This window comes from Actinokineospora sp. NPDC004072 (genome assembly GCF_053604195.1).
Map to the genome: position 1 here is coordinate 82769 of NZ_JBSGHB010000015.1, position 17522 is coordinate 100290.

General features: G+C 74.3%; 16 protein-coding genes. 5 read left to right on the forward strand and 11 right to left on the reverse strand.

The genetic code is table 11. The annotated features are described in order from the left end of the window. Positions 1 to 18 precede the first annotated feature (18 nt). The 3 genes from ACWEPX_RS23190 to ACWEPX_RS23200 all read left to right on the forward strand — a co-directional run bounded on the left by ACWEPX_RS23190 (position 19) and on the right by ACWEPX_RS23200 (position 3873). Positions 19 to 1485, forward strand: a complete 1467-nt coding sequence (locus tag ACWEPX_RS23190) for a PQQ-dependent sugar dehydrogenase (protein WP_451899314.1) — start codon at positions 19 to 21, stop codon at positions 1483 to 1485. Positions 1486 to 1625: 140 nt separating this feature from the next. Next, positions 1626 to 2915, forward strand: coding sequence for an FAD-binding oxidoreductase (locus ACWEPX_RS23195; RefSeq protein WP_451899315.1), 1290 nt, complete (start codon positions 1626 to 1628; stop codon positions 2913 to 2915). Between the two features lie 37 nt (positions 2916 to 2952). Further along, positions 2953 to 3873, forward strand: coding sequence for an aminoglycoside phosphotransferase family protein (locus tag ACWEPX_RS23200; RefSeq protein ID WP_451899316.1), 921 nt, complete (start codon positions 2953 to 2955; stop codon positions 3871 to 3873). Here the strand turns inward: ACWEPX_RS23200 and ACWEPX_RS23205 are convergent. From ACWEPX_RS23205 to ACWEPX_RS23225, 5 genes are all read right to left on the reverse strand, one after another. Continuing rightward, on the reverse strand, positions 3866 to 5305 hold the full coding sequence (locus ACWEPX_RS23205) for a flavin-containing monooxygenase (protein ID WP_451899317.1): 1440 nt from the start codon (positions 5303 to 5305) through the stop codon (positions 3866 to 3868). The two genes, ACWEPX_RS23200 and ACWEPX_RS23205, sit on opposite strands and share 8 nt — an antisense overlap. 166 nt (positions 5306 to 5471) lie before the next feature. Next, entirely contained in the window at positions 5472 to 6038 is a 567-nt protein-coding gene (locus ACWEPX_RS23210) for a mycothiol transferase (RefSeq protein WP_451899318.1), read from the reverse strand. 9 nt (positions 6039 to 6047) lie between these two features. Further along, a complete protein-coding gene (locus ACWEPX_RS23215; protein ID WP_451899319.1) occupies positions 6048 to 6530 on the reverse strand; it encodes a DinB family protein in 483 nt (160 codons plus the stop codon). Between the two features lie 13 nt (positions 6531 to 6543). Continuing rightward, positions 6544 to 7095, reverse strand: coding sequence for a class I SAM-dependent methyltransferase (locus ACWEPX_RS23220; protein WP_451899320.1), 552 nt, complete (start codon positions 7093 to 7095; stop codon positions 6544 to 6546). 5 nt (positions 7096 to 7100) lie between these two features. Continuing rightward, positions 7101 to 8042 carry an NAD(P)/FAD-dependent oxidoreductase gene (locus ACWEPX_RS23225; RefSeq protein WP_451899404.1) on the reverse strand — a complete coding sequence of 314 codons (942 nt, stop codon included), beginning with the start codon at positions 8040 to 8042 and terminating at the stop codon, positions 7101 to 7103. Between the two features lie 97 nt (positions 8043 to 8139). On the opposite strand from ACWEPX_RS23225, the gene ACWEPX_RS23230 reads away from it, so the two are divergent. Beyond that, entirely contained in the window at positions 8140 to 8712 is a 573-nt protein-coding gene (locus tag ACWEPX_RS23230; RefSeq protein WP_451899321.1) for a helix-turn-helix domain-containing protein, read from the forward strand. On the opposite strand, the gene ACWEPX_RS23235 is transcribed toward ACWEPX_RS23230, so the two are convergent. From ACWEPX_RS23235 to ACWEPX_RS23255, 5 genes are read right to left on the reverse strand one after another with little or no spacing between them, the layout of a single operon-like run. Next, positions 8709 to 9194 (reverse strand): DnaJ family domain-containing protein, encoded by a 486-nt coding sequence (locus ACWEPX_RS23235; RefSeq protein WP_451899322.1) that lies wholly within the window; start codon positions 9192 to 9194, stop codon positions 8709 to 8711. The genes ACWEPX_RS23230 and ACWEPX_RS23235 overlap by 4 nt on opposite strands. Positions 9195 to 9203: 9 nt before the next feature. Beyond that, positions 9204 to 9416: a hypothetical protein gene (locus ACWEPX_RS23240; RefSeq protein WP_451899323.1), complete on the reverse strand. Its 213-nt coding sequence runs from the start codon at positions 9414 to 9416 to the stop codon at positions 9204 to 9206. A 15-nt stretch (positions 9417 to 9431) separates the two neighbouring features. Further along, positions 9432 to 11288: an anthranilate synthase family protein gene (locus ACWEPX_RS23245; protein ID WP_451899324.1), complete on the reverse strand. Its 1857-nt coding sequence runs from the start codon at positions 11286 to 11288 to the stop codon at positions 9432 to 9434. After that, positions 11285 to 11908: an isochorismatase family protein gene (locus tag ACWEPX_RS23250; RefSeq protein ID WP_451899325.1), complete on the reverse strand. Its 624-nt coding sequence runs from the start codon at positions 11906 to 11908 to the stop codon at positions 11285 to 11287. Before ACWEPX_RS23250 ends, ACWEPX_RS23245 begins: the two co-directional genes overlap by 4 nt. An 11-nt stretch (positions 11909 to 11919) precedes the next feature. Continuing rightward, complete coding sequence (locus ACWEPX_RS23255) at positions 11920 to 12747, reverse strand: ParB/RepB/Spo0J family partition protein (protein ID WP_451899326.1); 828 nt, start codon at positions 12745 to 12747, stop codon at positions 11920 to 11922. A 187-nt stretch (positions 12748 to 12934) separates the two neighbouring features. Here ACWEPX_RS23255 and ACWEPX_RS23260 point away from each other — a divergent pair, with 187 nt between their 5' ends. Then, a complete protein-coding gene (locus tag ACWEPX_RS23260; protein ID WP_451899327.1) occupies positions 12935 to 14488 on the forward strand; it encodes an adenylate/guanylate cyclase domain-containing protein in 1554 nt (517 codons plus the stop codon). 53 nt (positions 14489 to 14541) lie between these two features. On the opposite strand, the gene ACWEPX_RS23265 is transcribed toward ACWEPX_RS23260, so the two are convergent. After that, positions 14542 to 17439, reverse strand: a complete 2898-nt coding sequence (locus ACWEPX_RS23265; protein ID WP_451899328.1) for a glycoside hydrolase family 9 protein — start codon at positions 17437 to 17439, stop codon at positions 14542 to 14544. Between the last annotated feature and the right edge of the window lie 83 nt (positions 17440 to 17522).

A 17522-nucleotide genomic window follows, 5' to 3' on the forward strand; every position in this document is an offset into this window, starting at 1 on the left:
ACCCGGATTGGAGTGGACATGCGACGAAGCATGCTGGCCGCCGTCGTCCTCGGCGTGGCCGTGGTGGCGGTTCCGCAGGCCCAAGCCAGCCGCGCGGCGGCGCCGGACCTGGACACCCTGGTCGTGGAGACCACGCAGGTCGCGTTCGGGCTCCGGCGGCCGACCGCGATCGCGGCCCCGGACGACGGCAGCGGCAGGCTGTTCATCACCGAGAAGGCCGGGACCGTGCGGGTGTACCACCCGGACACCGGCCTGGCCGCCGAGCCGCTGCTCGACATCTCCGCCGCGGTGAGCACCAGCGGCAACGAGCGCGGCCTGCTGAGCATCGCCCCCTCCCCCGACTACGCCGCCGACCAAGCGCTCTACCTGGCCTACACGCGCTCGTCCGACAACGCCGTCACCCTGGCCCGCTACGCGGGCGGCGCCCTGACCGAGCTGCTCACCCAGGAGCACGCGACCTACGCCAACCACAACGGCGGCCAGCTGGCCTTCGACGGCGACGGCTACCTGTACTGGGGCATCGGCGACGGCGGCAGCGCAGGCGACCCGTTCGACGCGGGCCAGCGGCTGGACACCCTGCTCGGCAAGATCCTGCGCCTGGACGTGAGCTGCCCGCTGTACTGCGTGCCCGCGGACAACCCGTTCGTCGGCGTCGCGGGCGCGCGGCCGGAGATCTGGGCCTACGGCCTGCGCAACCCGTGGCGCTTCTCCTTTGACCCGGCCGACGGCTCGCTGTGGATCGCCGACGTCGGCCAAGGCGCCCTGGAGGAGGTCGACCACCTGCGCGCCGACCAGGGCGGCGCGAACCTGGGCTGGTCCTGCCGGGAGGGAACGGCCCTGTTCGACCCGTCCCGCTGCCGCAGCGGGGAGACCTATGTGGACCCGGTGTTCACCTACCAGACCTCCGTCGAGGGCTGCGCGGTCATCGGCGGCGCGGTCTACCGCGGCACGCGGTTCGCCGACATCGCGGGTGGTGTCTACCTCGCCTCGGACTACTGCACCAACCCCGCCTTCGCGATCCGCCCCAACGGCGAGGGCACCTACACCAGCGCCCGGATCGGCGAGCTCCCCATCCAGCCCACGAGCTTCGGCACCGATGCCGACGGCGAGATCTACCTGGTGAACGACCTGCCCGGCCAGCTGCACAAGGTCTCGTTCCGCTCCACCGCGTCGTCGTGCTCGGTGGACTACCGGATCGTCACGCAGTGGGGCACCGGCTTCCACGCCGAGGTGGCGCTGACCAACACCGGGGCCACCCCGGTCCCGGCCTGGTCGCTGGCGTGGTCGTTCCCCGACGGCCAGCGGGTCACCCAGGCGTGGAACTCGACCATCAGCCAGGAGGGTGCCGCGGTGACGGCGACCCATGCCGACTGGAACGCCGCGATCGCCCCCGGCAGCACCGTCCACTTCGGCTTCCTGGGCACCCGCGCAGGCGCGAACAACCCGCCGCCCGCCTTCGCGCTCAACGGCGGTACCTGCGGCTAACCTCGGCGGAATGCGGCCGCCGACCCCGGCTTCGCGGATGCCCACCACCGCGCAGCAGAACCCGAGGTCGGCGGCCGGCGCCGCGGGATTGGTCCGGGAACACCAGACAGGCAGGCCCCATCCGGGGCATGCTGGGCAGCATGCGCCTCATCCATCCGGATGACCCCGGATATGACGAAGCCCGCCAGGTGTGGAACGCGGCGGTGGACCGCAGGCCGCGGCTCATCGCCCGCTGCTCCACCGACGCCGACGTGGTGGCCGCCGTGCGGCTGGCCCGCGAGCGCGACCTGGAGATCGGGGTGCGGTGCGGCGGGCACAACCCGGTCGGCTTCGCCGTGCCGGACGGCGGGCTGATGATCGACCTGCGCGGGCACGCCGAGGTGCGCGTCGACCCCGCGGCGCGCACCGCCCGGGTCGGCGGGGGCGCGATGCTGGGCGCGCTGGACTCGGCCACCCAGGTCCACGGGCTGGCCACCACCGCAGGCAACGTCTCGCACACCGGGGTCGGCGGCCTCACCCTGGGCGGCGGCATGGGCTGGCTGGCCCGCGCCCACGGCCTGGCCTGCGACAACGTCCGCTCCTACCGGGTGGTGACCGCCGAGGGCGCGGTGCTGGTCGCCAGCCCGGACGAGCACCCGGACCTGTTCTGGGGCCTGCGCGGCGGGGGCGGCAACTTCGGCGTGGTGACCGAGTTCGAGTTCGCCCTGCACCCGGTCGGCACGCGCGCCCTGAGCGCCGTGCTCACCTTCGACCCCTCCGCCGAGGTCCTGCGCACCTGGCGCGACCTCAGCCGCGGCGCGCCCCGGCAGGCGACCTTCGACGTGTCCTTCCGCGGCGGCGACACCCTGGACGTCGGCTTCGTCTGGGTCGGCGACCCGCAGCGGGGCCGGGCGCTGGCCGCGGAGCTGCGCGCGCTGGGCGAACCGCGGGCGGCGGCCGTCCACGAGCTGTCCTATGTGGATCTCCAGACCCGGGACGACAACGTGCAGGGCCACGCGGTGCGCCGCTACTCGGCGGGCCACTACCTGCCCGAGCTGACCGACGCCGCCATCGACGCCTTCCTCGCCGTCGAGCCCGGGTTCGTGCCCAACCAGGGGTTGCAGGCCTACGGCGGGGCGATCGCCGAGGTGCCCGACGACGAGGCGGCGTTCAGCTTCCGGCGCACGGAGTTCGAGTACGGCGTGGGCATGTCCTGGACCGACCCCGCCGAGGACGAGGAGCGCGTGGCCGCCGCCCGCCGCACCGCCGCCCGGATGGCCCCGCACGCCGCGGGCGCCTACGTCAACAACATCGCCGACGAGGGGGCCGCCGGGGTGCGGCGGGCGTACTCGCCCGCGAAGCTGGCCCGGCTGACCGCGCTGAAGGACGTCTACGACCCGGACAACGTCTTCCACCTCAACCAGAACATCCGCCCCTCGGCGAGAAACTGAGCGGCGCTCCGATGGGGGGTCGTGCCACGATCGCCGGGTGACCGCGATCCAGAACCGCACCGACCGGGCCGTGTCCGCCGCCGTGGCGGCAGGCCGCGACCTCGGCGTCGAGTGCGCCGACCCGAAAGTCCTGCACGACGTCTTCTCCGTCGTCGTGCACCTGGCCCCCGCGCCGGTCGTGGTGCGCGTGCCGACCGTGCTGCCGCCGTCGGCGCGCGGCCCGGCCCAGCTCGACCGGCAGCGCGCCGAGCTGGCGGTGGCGGCCTGGCTGGCGGGCACGGGCTTCCCGGTGGTCCCGCCCAGCCCGCTGGTGCCCGCCGAGCCGGTCGCCCGCGACGGCTTCCTGATGACCTTCTGGCAGCACGTGCCCGTGCTCGACACCGAGCCCGACCCGGTGGCGCAGGCGGCCCGCACGGCCGAGCTCCACGCCGCGCTGCGCGCCTACCCCGGTGAGCTGCCGTTCCTGTCGTCGCTGGACGCGAGCATCGACGAGTCGTTCGACCTGCTCGCCGGGCGGCCCGACCTGCTGGCCCCCGCCGACCTGGCCCGCGTCCGCGCGCAGTGGGCGGCGCTGGCCCCGCTGCTGACCGACCGGGCGGCCTTCGAGCGGGCCTTCCCCGACGCCGCCGTCCAGGCCCTGCACGGCGACAGCCCGCCGTGGAACATGCTGCCCACCCCGGACGGCCTGCTGTTCTCCGACTTCGAGATGGTCACCGCCGGTCCGGTCGAGTGGGACCTGGCCCTGCTGCCGCCGGAGCACACCGCCGCCTACGACCGCCGCGCCGCCGAGCTGGGCCTGCGGCCGACCGACCCGCGCGTGCGGGAGCTGCTGGACGCGGGCCGGATGGTGCAGGTCCTGGCCTGCCTCGCGCTCGTGCCCGACCTGCCCATGCTGGCCGAGGCGCTGGTCCCGATGGTCGACCGGTGGCGGGCGCTGCCGGACCCGGTCGTCAGCTGAACCGCACGCCCGCGTCGTCGACCGGGCCGTGCCGGAGCAGGACGACGTCGCGCGGGTAGTTCTGGTGCAGCCGCCACGGCGCCTTCGGGCCCTGCCGGGGCAGCTTGTCCAGCGCGCGCAGGACGTAGCCCGCCTTGAGGTCGATGAACGGCTCGGTCGGCAGCGCGGGGTCCGGGGCCAGCGGGGTGACCTGGCGCAGGCCGTTGGCCCGCATGTGCCGCAGCAGCCTGCACACGTACTGGGCGACGAGGTCGCACTTGAGCGTCCACGAGGCGTTGGTGTAGCCGATGGCGACGGCGAGGTTGGGCACCCCGCTGAGCATCATCCCCTTGTAGGCCACCGTGTCCCCGAAGTCGACCTTGGTGCCGTCCACGGTCAGCTGGATGCCGCCGAAGGGCAGCACCGACAGCCCGGTCGCGGTGACCACGATGTCGGCGTCGACGCCTGCGCCCGACTCCAGGGCCAGCCCGGTCGGGGTGAAGCCGGTGACCGCATCGGTGACCACCGACGCGCGGCCGGACCCGATGGCCCGGAACAGGTCGGCGTCCGGGACGAAGCACATGCGCTGGTCCCACGGCTGGTAGCGGGGGCGGAAGTGGGTGTCGACCGGGTAGCCGTCGGGCAGCTTGCGCTTGGCGTCCCAGCGGATCAGCGTGCGGACGACGTCCGGCATGCGCTTGCTGAGCTTGTAGAGCAGGGTGGCCCCGAGCGCGTTCTTCCACCGCACCACCGGGTGCGCGATGCGCGCGGGCAGGTGCTTGCGCAGGCGGTCGGCCAGCGGGTCGCGGGAGCCGAGGGAGACCACGTAGCTGGGCGAGCGCTGCACCATGACCACGTGCTCGGCCTTCTCGGCCAGCGCGGGCACCAGGGTGACGGCCGTGGCCCCGCTGCCGACCACGGCGACCCGCTTGCCCGACCAGTCCAGGTCCTGCGGCCAGTGCTGGGGGTGCACGACCGGGCCGGAGAACTGCTCGCGCCCGGGGAAGTCCGGCGTGTGCCCCTCGTCGTAGCGGTAGTAGCCGGTGCAGCTGAAGATGAACCCGCAGGTCAGCTCGACCGCGCCGCCGTCGGTCTCCAGGGTGACCGCCCAGCGCGCGGTGCCGCTGTCCCACGCGGCCGCGGTGACGCGGTGGTTGAACCGCACCAGCCGGTCGACGCCGTACTCGCGGGCGGTCTCCTGGATGTACTCGCGGATGGAGGTCCCGTCGGCCAGGACGGCGGGCTGCCGCCACGGGCGGAAGGAGTAGCCGAGGGTGAACATGTCCGAGTCCGAGCGGACGCCGGGGTAGCGGAACAGGTCCCAGGTCCCGCCGATCGCCGACCGGGCCTCCACGACCGCGATGGACGCGCCGGGCACCCGCTCGCGCAGCTGGCAGGCCGCCCCGACGCCGGAGAGCCCCGCGCCGACGATCAGGACGTCGACGTGCTCCATGCCGTCTCCCCTCCGGTCGTGTCGCTTCGGACCGTACCGGAACCGCTGGGGGCAGGCGAAGATCGCAAACCCGCGGGGCGGCGCCCCTACCAGCCGCCGCCCGACCCGCTCACCGGCCGCCACCACCGCGGTCGGGGTGGCCGCGATCGGCTCCGTGCGGCGCCCCCTACCAGCGGCCGCCCGACCCGCTCACCGGCCGCCACCCCGGCGGCGGGTCCTCGCCGACCAGCCCGTCCACCGACTCGCGGATCAGGTCGGCGTGCCCGGTGTGCCTGCCGTACTCCTCGACCAGGTCGCAGACCAGGCGGCGCAGGCTGGCCCGGTGGCCGTCGGGCGTGCTGACGTGGACGGGCTGGTCGAGGCCGCCGTGGGCGAGGGCCGCGCCCAGGCGCGCCCGGGAGCGGGACACCGCGCCGTCCCACAGCGCGTAGAGGTGGTGCGGCGGGTCGGCGGCGGCCGAGGTGAAGGGCCACTCCTCGTCCCTGCGGTCCCAGCCGTCCCACGGCTCGCCGATCGGGGCGCCCGCCAGCTTGGCGGTGAAGGTGTGGTCCTCGACCAGCGCCAGGTGCTTGAGCAGGCCCCCGATGGTCAGCGCGGAGGCGCCCACGCGGGCGGTGAGCCCCGCGGCGTCGAGGGCGTCGGCCTTCCAGCGGAACGTCGCCCGCAGGCGCTCCAGCGCCCCGACGAGGTGCTCGACCTCGGTACCCGCCAGCGGCGGCTCCCACGGCGTCATCGGCCCACGCTACTGCGCGAGCACCTGCTCCCGCAGGATCTCGGCGTGCCCGCAGTGCTGCGCCAGCTCCCGCAGCACGTGCAGGTAGACCCACCGCAGCGGCAGCGGCCCGCGCCGGTTGCCGCGCAGCACGTCGTCGAGCCCCAGGTCGGCGACCGCCCGGCGGGACGCGGCGCACGCCTCGCGGTGCGCCTGCTGGACCGAGGCGATGGTGTCGAAGTCGTCGAGGATGAACGACTCGTCCGGGGTGGCGGGGATGCCGATCTCCGCGCGCGGCCTGCACGTGATCGCCTCGTCGAACCAGACCTTCTCCACGAACGCCGCGTGCTTCACCAGCCCCAGCAGCGTGGTGCGCGAGGGCACCAGCGACCGCCGCGCCTGCTCCTCGGTCAACCCGTCCAGGCACTCGGTGAGCGCGGTGCGGTGCTCATCGATGAACGCATCGAACTGGGCGCGGAGCGGGTCGGTGAAGACGTCGTCGGAGGTGCGCATGCCGATCAGCATGTCACGCCCGCCGCCTGGCGATGGTGATCACGTCCCCGTGCCCGTGGCGCCCGGCCCGGGACTCGGCGACGACGACCTCCCACCGGTCGGGGTCGAGGACGGCGACCACGTCGTCGGCCGTGGCGTGCGTCTCGGGCAGGGCGTGGTGGTCGGTCGAGTCATGTCCGACGACCAGCAGCGTGCCGCCGGGCGCGACCGCCGCGGCCAGCTTGCGGTGCAGATCCGACTGCGGCCCTGCCGGGTGGACGTAGAGCGCGACGACCAGGTCGAACGCCTCGGCCCGGGGCGTCCACCCGGTCAGGTCGGCCTGCACCCAGTCGACGTCCGGCTGCCGGGCGCGGGCCCGCGCCAACGCGGTCTCGGAGATGTCGACGGCGGTCACCCGCCACCCCTGCCCCGCGAGCCAGGCGGCGTTGGCGCCTTCGCCGCAGCCCGCGTCCAGCGCGGTCCCCGGTGCGAGGTCGGCCACCGCCGCCACCAGGTGCGGACTCGGGTCCGCGTGGTGGTGGCCGCCCTCGCGGTAGCGCTGCTCCCAGTACGCCTTGTCGAACACCGCCCTCACCTCCCCGCGCGGTGGGCGGCGACCGCTGCCCGCGTGTCGGCCGCCACCAGCTCGGCGTTGATCTGCGCGCCCGCCCCGGCGCCTGCCGCTGCCGCGGCCCCGACCTGGGCGGCCATGTCGACCACGTTGCCCGCGACCCACACCCCGTCCGCGTCGCTGCGCCCGGCGCTGTCGGCGGGCAGGTACTCCCCCATCCCGGACGGGTGGGCCACCGGGTGCAGGCCGATCCCGGCGAGGAAGTCCGTGCGCGCGGCCATCCGCGGCGCGATCGCCACCGCCGCGCGGGCGACGACGGTCCCGTCGGCCAGCCGCACGCCCGCCAAGCGGTCGTCGGCCACCTCGATGGCGGCCACCTCGCCGTCCACGACCCGGATGCCGCGGGCAGCCAATTGCTCGGCGTCCTCCTCGCCCAGCGGGCGGCCGTTGGAGAAGTACGTGACGTCGGTGCTCAGCTGGCGGAACATCAACGCCTGGTGCACCGACATCGGCCCGGTCGCCACCACGCCGATCGGCTGGTCGCGGACCTCCCAGCCGTGGCAGTACGGGCAGTGCAGCACGTCCCGGCCCCACCGCTGCTGCACGCCGGGGATGTCCGGCAGCTCGTCGACCACGCCGGTGGCCACCAGCAGCCTGCGCGCCCGGGTGCTGCGCCCGTCGGCCAGCGCGACGGTGAACCCGTCGCCGTTGCGGGCCACGTCGCTGACCTCGCCCGAGACCACGTGCCCGCCGTAGCCGCGCACCTCGGCCCGGCCGCGCGCCAGCAGGTCGGCAGGCGGCGTCCCCTCTTGGGCGAGCAGCCCGTGCACGCCGGCGGCAGGCGCGTTGCGCGGCGACCCCGCGTCGACCACCAGCACCGAGCGGCGGGCCCTGGCCAGCATCAGCGCCCCGTTCAACCCCGCGGCGCCACCGCCGACCACCACCACGTCGTAGGCATCCATCACCTGATCGGTCACTTGTCGACCACCTCCGCGACCACCATGCGCCGGGACCCGCTCAGAGCGCAAACCCAGTTGCCGATCTGGCAAACTGGGTCGCATGGACGACTACGAGCAGGCCCTCGCCGCGGTCGGACCCCGGCTCCGCGCCTTGCGCACGCAGCGGGAGACCACGCTGGCCGACCTATCGGCGGCCACCGGCATCTCGGTGAGCACGCTGTCGCGGCTGGAATCCGGGGCGCGCAGGCCGACGCTGGAGCAGCTGCTCCCCCTGGCCCGCGCCCACGGGGTCACCCTGGACGAGCTGGTCGACGCCCCCGCCACCGGCGACCCGCGCATCCACCTGCGCCCGGTCACCCGCCACGGCATGACCATGCTCCCGCTGACCCGCCGGGCGGGCGGCATCCAGGCGTACAAGATCGTCATCCGCGGCCGCCAGGGCGACCCCGACCCGCAGACGCACGAGGGCTACGAGTGGATGTACGTCCTCAACGGCAGGCTCCGCCTGGTCCTCGGCCAGCACGACGTGGTCCTCGTCCCCGGCGAGGCCGCCGAGTTCGACACTCGCGTCCCCCACTGGTTCGGCCCGGCCGATAACGAACCCGTCGAATTCCTCAGCCTCTTCGGCAAGCAGGGCGAACGCGCCCACCTGCGCACCCGCCCCAAGCCCTAGCGCCTGCGCCACCAGCGGCGCTTGGGCGGCGGCGGTGACTCGGGCTCGGACTCGGCGCGGGCGCGGGCCAGGCGGTCGAGGAGGGCGGCGCGGTCTACTCGCCAGTTGGCGACGATCTCGTCGGGGTCGACGAAGCGGACCAGGACGGTGGGGCCGGTGTGGGTGCGGATGCACTGGTCGATGCGCTCGTTGAGCTCGTCGACCACCGCGCGGACGCGCTCCTCGGTCGGCAGGGCGGCCACGGCGGTCGGGAGCAGCTCGACCTCCTTGCGCAGCCGCAGGCCCTCCGGCAGCAGCGCGCCGGTCTCCAGCTCCTCGCGCTTGAGGAAGGACTTGAGCCACCAGTGGTCGCCGTCGTCGGTGTGGCGCAGGGGCTTGCCGGAGCCGGGCAGGCCGTCGAACTCGCCGCGGTCCTGGGCGGCGCGGATCTGGGCCTCGATCCAGCCCTCGAAGTCGACGTTCGCGGGCTTGCGCTGCGTCATGCCGCCAGGCTACCGGGGGTCGGGCCGGTGCACCCACGAGTCGAAGGCCAGCACCAGCGCGGCGAGCACGATGAACACGATGCCGATGACCGCCACGCCCTCGATGATCAGGATGCCCGCGGCGATCAGCAGCGGCACCACCGCGAAGAGGCAGAACAGGTCGATCGGGCCGAAGCCGACCAGCGGGCGGGCAGGGGTGTCGCGGCGATCCGAGCTGGGCACGGTCGGCAGCCTAGTCTAGGCCGCGTCGGCGTCGGCCACGGTCGGGTGAACCGCGACCACCTCGCGGATGCGCTCGGCGAGGATGCGCGGACCGTCGGCGGTGAGCACCGATTCGGCGTGGAACTGCATGGACGAGAACCGCTCGCCGCGCAGGGCGTGCACCGCGCCGGTCCCGGGGTCGCGGCTGACCTCCACCCGGCCGAACCGGGGGTGGTGCAGCACATCGGTGTCGCTGTGGGCGGCGAAGGAGTTGTAGAAGCCGACGGTCTCCCGCGCGCCGAACAGGTCGATCTCCCTGCGGGTGCCCTGCAGGGCCACCGGGCACCGCCGCAGCGGCAGGCCGAGCAGGACGCTGAGCACCTGGTGGCTCAGGCACACCGCCAGGAACGGCAGCCGCCGCTGCAGCAGCCAGGCCGCGGCGGCGCGCAGGTGCGCGATGCGCGGGTCGGCGGTGTCGGTGGGGTCGCCCGGCCCCGGGCCCAGGACGACGAGGTCGTGGCCGTCCCAGCGGTGCTCCTCGTCGAAGCGGCGCACGTCCACGGCCAGGCCCAGGGCGCGCAGCTGGTGGGCGATCATCGCGGTGAAGGTGTCCTCGGCGTCGATGACCAGCACCCGCAGGCCCGCGAACCGGGTGTCCGGGCGCTCGCCGGTGAGCCAGAACCGGGCCAGGCCGTCGTTGCGGCCCGCCAGCGCGGCGGCGACCTCGGGGTGGTCGTGCCAGGCCCCGGTGCCGTCGAGCGCGCCGAGCAGACCCGCGACCTTGGCCCGGGTCTCGGCGACCTCGGACGCGGGGTCGGAGTGGCGGACCAGGGTCGCGCCGACGCCCACCCGGACCGCGCCGTCGGCGGCGATCTCGGCGGTGCGGATCAGGATGGCCGAGTCCAGCGCGGGCCCGTCGGCGTCGCGGCCGATGAGCGCGGCGACCCCGCTGTAGTAGCCGCGGCCGTCTGGCTCGTAGCGGCTGATGACCCGGCAGGCGCTCTCCACCGGGCTGCCGGTCACGGTCGGGGCGAACATCGTCTCGGCGAGCACCTCGCGCACGTCCCGGTCGGTGCGGCCCTCGATGTGGTACTCGGTGTGGGCCAGGCGGGCCATGCGCTTGAGCCGCGGCCCCAGCACCCGCACCCGCTGCGGGCACAGCCGGGCCATCATCTTCAGCTCCTCGTCGACGACCATGAACAGCTCGTCGCTCTCCTTGCCGTCGCGCAGGAACTCCAGCGCGCCCGCCACCGTCGGCCCGGTCGGCGGGTAGCGGTAGGTGCCGCTGATCGGGTTCATCGACACCACCCCGCCGCGCAGGCTGACCTGCCGCTCGGGGGTCGCGCCGACGAAGGCGGCCGCGCCGGTGTGGGCGATGAAGGTCCAGTAGGCGCCGGACTCCTGCTCGCAGAGCCTGCGGAAGAACGCCAGCGCCGACGCGGGCCGGTAGTCGGCGATGCGGGCGCGGTAGGTCCGGCGGATGACGAAGTTGGCCCCGACGCCGTGGCCGATCTCGGCGTCGACCACCCGGCGCACGGTGTCGGCGTAGGCGGCGTCGTCGGGGGTGAACTCGCCGCCGCGCAGGGCGACCGGCCCGGCGGGCAGCCGGGCGAGCACGTCGTCGAGGCCCAGCACCGCCTGCTCGCGCACCCGCAGGGCCAGCAGCGGCGCGCCGTCGTCGACCACGGCGTAGCCGCGCTCGGCGAGCTGGCGGTAGGGCACCAGCAGCAGCACCTGGTGGCCCAGGTCGTCGGAGAGCTCGACCTCGCCCAGGCGCTCGACCGCGGAGACCTCGCCCACCAGCACGTCCACCCGGTCGCCGCCGCGGTGCAGCAGCGCGAACGGCGGCGGGTCGTCGGACAGCACCCGGGCCAGCAGGTCCGCCTGGCTCACGGCAGGACCTCGGCGGCGGTGACGACGACCGCGCAGACCTCGGCCGCGTAGGACATGGCCATCCGGTGGTGCTCGGCGGAGAAGTCCCCCACCGCGTCGGCGACGATGAACGCCTCGATGTCGTTGGTGAACGCCTCCACCGCGCTCATCAGCACGCCGACGTGGGCGTACACCCCGCACAGCACCACCTGGTCGCGGCCGTGGGCGCGCATGCGCTCCAGCAGGTCGGATCGGCAGAAGGCGCTGTAGCGCCACTTGGTGAACACCCAGTCGCCCGGCTCGGGGGCCAGCGGCTCGACCACCGCCCGGTCGGCGGGGTCCACGCGCATGCCCGGGCCCCAGAAGTCCTTGAGCAGCCCGCGCTCGGCCTCGGTCATGCCGCCGGGCTGGGCGGTGTAGGCGATGGGCATGCCCGCGGCCCGGCAGCGCTCGCGCAGGCGCGCGGCGTTGGCGACCAGCGGGGCGCGCACGTCCTCGGGGAAGGGCCGCAGGAAGAACCGCTGCATGTCGTGGACCAGCAGCACCGCGCGGGCGGGGTCGACCACCCAGGGCGCGATGTTGTCGGGGAGGTCCGCCCGCACCGGCATCGGGTAGGACCCGATCGCGGGGATGCCCACCATTGCCGTCTCCTTCAGCTGTCCTGGGCGAGGCGTTCGGCGAACTGGCGCCAGCCGCGGCTGGCCTCCAGGGCGGCGCGGGCGATGGCGTCGCGGCAGTGGGCGGGCACGCTCTGCCCGATGAGCGCCCACCGCTCGTGGCTCATCGCGCCCACGTCGAGCAGGCGCAGCAGCGTCCGCCCGGTCTCGGAGAAGCGCAGGCTGGGGTCGGCCCGCAGCGCGCGCATCAGCTCGGCGGTGTCGGGCTCGGCGCGCGGCTGCGGCGCGGCCAGGGTGGCCCGCACGGCGCGGGCGGTCTCCGGGGAGATGCCCGCGCGGTGGGCGACCTGGCGCAGGGACAGCTGCGGCTGGGCGATCATCAGCTCGCGGGCGGCCCGGCGGCGGGCGGCGGCGTCCACCGGCCGCACCCGCCCGTCGCGGCCGATCCTGGCCACCGGCTGCGGCCCGGCCTGGCGCCTGCGCACCTCGGCGACGGTGGCCGGGGCCAGCCCGACCACGGACGCGACCAGCCGGTCCGACCACTGCGGCCGGGAGTTGACGATCCGCGCCGCAGCCGTCTTGCGGTCCGCTGTGGACAGCGGCAGGCCGTGGGTGACGTTGGCGCGCACGGAGAACAGGAAGGCGTCGGTCTCGTCGCCGTCGAAGTACCGGGCGGCGATGTCGTCCTGCCCGCGCAGGATGGCCGCGCGCAGCCGGTGCCGCCCGTCGACCACGCGCAAGGTCTGGCGGTGCACGACGATCGGCGGCAGCTCGCCGATGCTGTCGGCCAGCCGCCGGACGTGCTCGGGGTCCTCCCCGCCCGAGCGCGGCGACCGCATGGTGAGCAGATCGGCTATGGCCAACCGGACGACATCGCCTACCCGCGTCTGATCCGCCGCGAAGTCAAGCACCGCTACCCCCTCGGAGATGACGGCACCCATGGTAGGAATTTCGTCCGCCGTCGAACGACCCCACAGCTCACGAGTGTCAGGTGAATCGCTCACTCGACCGAACGCGCGACAATTCCCTACTTCCCAGTAGATTGCCGGGGTGAGCGTAGACCCCACCCGGCGCCCCTTCGGCTCCCGCCTGCTCGGCCCCGCGGGCGAGGACCGCGACGCCCTGCGCACCCGCGTGCAGCTGCTGCTGACGGTGACCCTCGTGGTGGCCAACATCCTCGGCGCCGTGGTGGTCGCGGTGCTCTCCACGCTGGTGATCCCCGGTCCCCGCATGGACGGCAGGACCGCGCTGGTGGTGGCGGTCGCGGTGCCGGTCTACGTCGTCGGCGCGCTGGTGGTCGGCGGGGTGTGGGGCACCCGCTGGGCGCTGCGCGACCTGCGGTGGGCCTTGGACGGGGCCGAGGACGACGACCCGGGCAACGACGAGACCGCCCGGCGGGCCGCGCTGCGCGTGCCGCTGAACCTGACGCTGATGCAGGCGTTCCTGTGGGGACTGGCCACGGTGCTGTTCACCGCGCTGTTCGCGTTCCTCCAGCCGCAGCAGGTGTTCACCGTCGGCCTGACCGTCAGCTTCGCCGGGATCGTCGTGTGCGCCAACGCCTATCTGCTCAGCGAGTTCGCCCTGCGCCCGGTGTCGGCGCGGGCGCTGTCGGGCACGGCGGTGCCGGGCGCGGGCGTGCTCGTGCGCACCCTGCTGTTCTGGGTGATGGGGACCGGTGTGCCGATGGCGGGCGTGGTCGTGGTGGCGATCTTCGCGATGGTGCGCGGCTACTCCACCGTCCAGCTGGCGGTGACGGTGATCGTGCTGGGCGCGATCGCGCTGGTGATCGGCTTGGTGGTGATGGTCTTCAGCGCCCGCAACACCGTCGCGCCGATCCAGTCGGTGCGCATCGGGATGGACCGGGTGCAGCGCGGCGACCTGGCCTGCGAGGTGCCGGTGTACGACGGCACGGAGCTGGGGATGCTGCAGGCGGGCTTCAACCGGATGGTGGCCGGGCTGCGCGAGCGCGAGCGCATCCGCGAGCTGTTCGGCAGGCACGTCGGCCAGGAGGTGGCCGACGTCGCCGTCGCGGGCGGCGCGGACCGGCTGGGCGGGGAGGTGCGGTCGGTCGCGGTGGTGTTCGTCGACATCGTGGGCTCGACGGCCCTGGCGGCGACCCGCCCGCCGACGGCGGTGGTCGACCTGCTCAACCGCTTCTTCGCCGTCATCGTCGACGAGGTGGACGCCCACGGCGGCTTGGTGAACAAGTTCATCGGCGACGCCGCGCTGGCCGTCTTCGGCGCGCCCGCAGCCGGACCCGACGCGGCGGGCCGCGCGCTCGCCGCCGCCCGGGGCATCGCCGCCCGGCTGCCGGTCGAGGTCCCCGAGTGCGCGGCGGGCATCGGGGTCGCCGCAGGGCAGGCGGTGGCGGGCAACATCGGCGCGGCGCACCGCTTCGAGTACACCGTCATCGGCGACCCGGTGAACGAGGCCGCGCGGCTGACCGAGCTGGCCAAGTCCGCGCCCGGCCGGGTGGCGGCGTCCGCGGCGGCGGTGGCGGCGGCAGGCGCCGAGGAGCGGGCTCGCTGGGTCGCCCACGAGACCGTCGTCCTGCGCGGGCGCACCGAGGAGACCACCGTGCACGTGCTGTCGACCGCCGAATAGGCCGACGGCCGCAGGCGGGGTCACCGCCTGCGGCCGTCGGGTGCGGAGGACATCTACCCGCAGGCCGCGCCGTTCACCGTGAACGCGGTGGGAGCGGGGTTGTTGCCCGAGTGGGAGCCGTTGAAGCCGATGCTCACCGACTGCCCCGGGGGAACCGAGCCGTTCCACGGCATGTTCACCGCGGTCACGTTCTTGCCCGACTGGGTCCACGTCGCCGCCCAGCCCTGCGTCACCCGCTGGTCGCCCGCGAAGGCGAAGCCCAGCGTCCAGCTCCACCACGGGGTCGACCCGGTGTTCGTGACCGTCAGCGAGGCGGTGAACCCGTTGTTCCACGAGTGCGCCGAGTACCCGACCTTGCAGCTCGCGGTCGACACCGGGGCCGTCTTGACCGTCACCCGCGGCGACAGCGGCGACGACTGCCCGATGGTGTCCTTCGCCCGCACCGCGTAGGTGTACTCGGTGTTCGGCGACAGGCCCGACAGCGTGGCCGTCGGGTTCGCCACCGTGGCGACGACGGCGATGGCGTCGCCCTGGATGCGCAGCACCTCGTAGCCCGCGACGCCCTTGTCGTCGGTGGACGGGGGCCAGGTCAGGGTCAGCCCGCTGCTGGTCACCGCCGAGGCGACGGGCGCGCCCGGCGCGGTCGGCGGGGTGTCCTCGACGGGCGGGTCGACCTCGGCCTGCTCGGCGCTCCACCCGGCCAGCCACGCGAACGCCGAGTTCCAGTTGATCGTGACCTCGTTGAGCGAGTACGCCTCGATGTGGTCGACGAAGCACTTCTGCGGCGCGCAGCCGGGCAGCAGCCGCGCCGCGATCGGGTCCTGCAGGCCGCTGTTCGGCCCGCCCGAGAGCGCCCCCGGCGGGGCGATCGGGGTCGACGGGTCGAGCTGGTTGGCCCAGTGCCGGTGGTGCACGTTGCGCACCGGGCGCTCGCCGTAGCCGGTGACGTAGGAGTAGTCCACCGGGTTGCGGCCCAGCAGGTAGCCCAGCGTCTCGTACACCCCGTCGCGGTAGCGGTCGTCGCCGGTGAGGTCGTGGGCCAGCGCCAGGACCACCCCGTTGTTGGCGATGAGCCCGTTGGAGCCCCACACGTACTCGCCGTTGCCCTCCTGGTACGGCGCGGGGTAGCCCATCGTCGCCATCTGCGCCAGGTGCGCGTCCGCGGTGCCGGTGATCGCCGACTCGATGGCGGCCAGGTCCGCTGCGGGCAGGCCGTTGTCGACGACGGTCAGCGTGATGTCGCCCAGCGCCGCGGTGGAGCCCCAGTCGAAGCCCCGGGTGGTGATGGCCTCGCCCTTGTAGTGCGGGGACGCCATGACATCGGCGCGGTAGCCCGCCTCACCGGTCGTGGCGTACAGCTCGGCAGCAGCCCAGTAGAACTCGTCGGTCACCGTGCTGTCGCTGTAGGAGCCGCCACCGGTGCCGTCATCGGGGTCGGCGATCTTCACCGGGTTGCCCTTGGCCGTGGCGTACGCGGTGCGCGCCGCCGCCAGCGCCTGCGCGGCGAACTGCGGGTCGATGCCCTCCCAGATGCGGGCGGCTTGGGCGGCGACGGCGGCCATGTTCAGCGTGGCCGCGGTCGAGACCGGCGCGAGGTAGCGGGCGCGCGGGTCCAGGTGCGGCATCATCGGCAGGCCGGTCCAGGCGTCGTCGTGCATCTTGTGGTGCACCCAGCCCGCGTTCGGGCTGCCCGCGGGGGCCTGCATGCTCAGCAGGAACTCGACCTCCCAGCGCGCCTCGTCCAGCAGGTCCGGCACCCCGTTGCCCTGCTCGGGGATGGCCAGGCTGCCGTCGCCGAAGGCGTCGGGGTCGCCGAAGGCCGCGGTCCGCTCGTAGAGGTCGAGCAGCTGCCACGCGGCGATGCCGCCGTTGACCACGTACTTGCCGTGGTCGCCCGCGTCGTACCAGCCGCCGCTGACGTCGAGGCGGTAGGAGCAGCCGGTGTTCGGGCGGCACGCCACGGAGGTGTCGCCCTGGTTGGGCGCCACGCCGATGTGCCCCGCGGGGCGGGCGTGCTCGGCGCCGACGTACTGCGCCTCGATCTCGATGCCGCTGCGGTTGTGGTAGAAGTACGCCAGCGACGCCTCGCGCAACGACTGGATGTCCGCCACCCCGATGTCGAACGGCTTGCTCACGTCATCGCCGACGGCGATCGTGTAGCCGGTCCCGGGGGTGTCGTAGGCGGAGAAGTCGATGGTGTGCACCGATTCCCCGGCCAGCGCGTCGCGGCCGCGCGGGGTCGTCTGCCCGCTGGCGACGGCCGCGCCCGCGGCGTTGCGCAACGTCCAGGGCAGCGGGGTCGCCGAGTCGGAGGTGACCGTGGCGCGCTTGGCCGCCGACGGCACGTAGGCCACCTGGTTGACCTTGATCGGCGGGGCCTCCTCCGGCGTGCCGCCGGGCGGGATGACGCCGCCGACGAGGGAGACGTTGTCCAGGCAGAAGGTGTTGGGCTCGCTCTGCCCGCCGAGGTGGAAGGTCACCTGGCCGCTGCCCGCCTCCGGGAAGTCCAATTCGGACGTGAAGGTGAACGAGAACCGCTGCTTCTGGCTGGTGACCTGGAAGGTCTGGCGCGCGATCTCGCGGTAGGGCGCGACCCCCTCGCCCGCGCCCGCGCCGACCGGCTGCGGCCGGGCGGCGTGCGCGTCGAAGGTCAGGGTGTAGGACTGGCCCGCCTCGAACGGCACGCCGTTCTGCCCGACGAGGGCGTCCCACGGGTTGGCCGTGCCGCCGGGGACCTGGGTGCAGAACTCGCCGTCGACCACCCGGCCGGTGGTGCCGGTGCCGTTCCAGAACGGGTCGGGCGTGCTCCCGGTGAACCCCCCGCCGACGATCCGCTCGTAGGGCGGGTCGGCGGCGAGGGCGGGTGGCGCGGTGACGACCGCACCGGCGACCAGGGTCGCCGCCGCGGTCACCCCGACCCGCGCCAGTCTGGGCCTCTGGCTGGAAACCATCGACGAACTCCTTGCCTAACGGCACATCGACGTGCCGCGCCGCCATGCTTCGACGGCGTGGGACAGGGCGTTGGGAGCGCTCT